The organism is Solibacillus faecavium (genome assembly GCF_014836905.1).
GTDB lineage: Bacteria > Bacillota > Bacilli > Bacillales_A > Planococcaceae > Solibacillus > Solibacillus faecavium.
This window is the reverse complement of record NZ_JACSPZ010000030.1, coordinates 1-605: the sequence shown is the minus strand read 5'-3', so window position 1 is coordinate 605 and position 605 is coordinate 1. Positions and strand designations below refer to the sequence as shown.

The 605-nt window shown below is 37.9% G+C and carries 1 protein-coding gene; it reads right to left on the bottom strand.

Annotation, left to right across the window (positions count from 1 at the left end; genetic code table 11):
- Positions 1 to 189: 189 nt before the first annotated feature.
- Positions 190 to 605 (bottom strand): hypothetical protein (locus H9635_RS19100; RefSeq protein WP_225231416.1); only part of this gene is annotated, 416 nt, incomplete at its 5' end.

The following is a 605-nucleotide window of genomic DNA, read 5'->3' as shown; positions in this document are numbered from 1 at the left end:
GGTTTAATACAGTATCATCTGTTGAAGATTCTGTACACTGAAACCAGCCAACCTTGTAACCCATTGATACAACAGGCTTTACAGACATTTTTACGCTCCCTTATTTTGATTGCGAGGGTACCTAACTAGAGTGGGTACCCTTAGCAAGTGACCCAGTAGCTCTGGCAACTGGGTCACACCTACCGACAGCTACTTATAAGCCATCAATTTAACGTCTTCGTCAATGAAAATCATGTTTCCGCTTCGAATGTCATAGCCTAAGCCACTAACGATATATGCTTCCATTGGCTTTACATCATAGAGCTTATTTAAAACCACTTTGACAATACGTGATGTTTCAAAATCACTGAAAGTGTACGTATAGCCATCACTGTTTTCACTTCGTCTGTCATTTCCATCTTCATCCTTGACGGCTTTACCATCCTTGTCTCTAAGTTTAGGGAAATGTTGGACAGGCTTTACACCAAGTTTAATTACAATGTTTTTGAATGCTTGTTTATTTCCCTTATCTTGTTTTGCAAGAACATTCAATTTATCTAAAGTAGATTGTTGCATAAAAAAAGTCCTTTCTATTGCAACATTAGTTTTAACTCCTGCCAAAATTG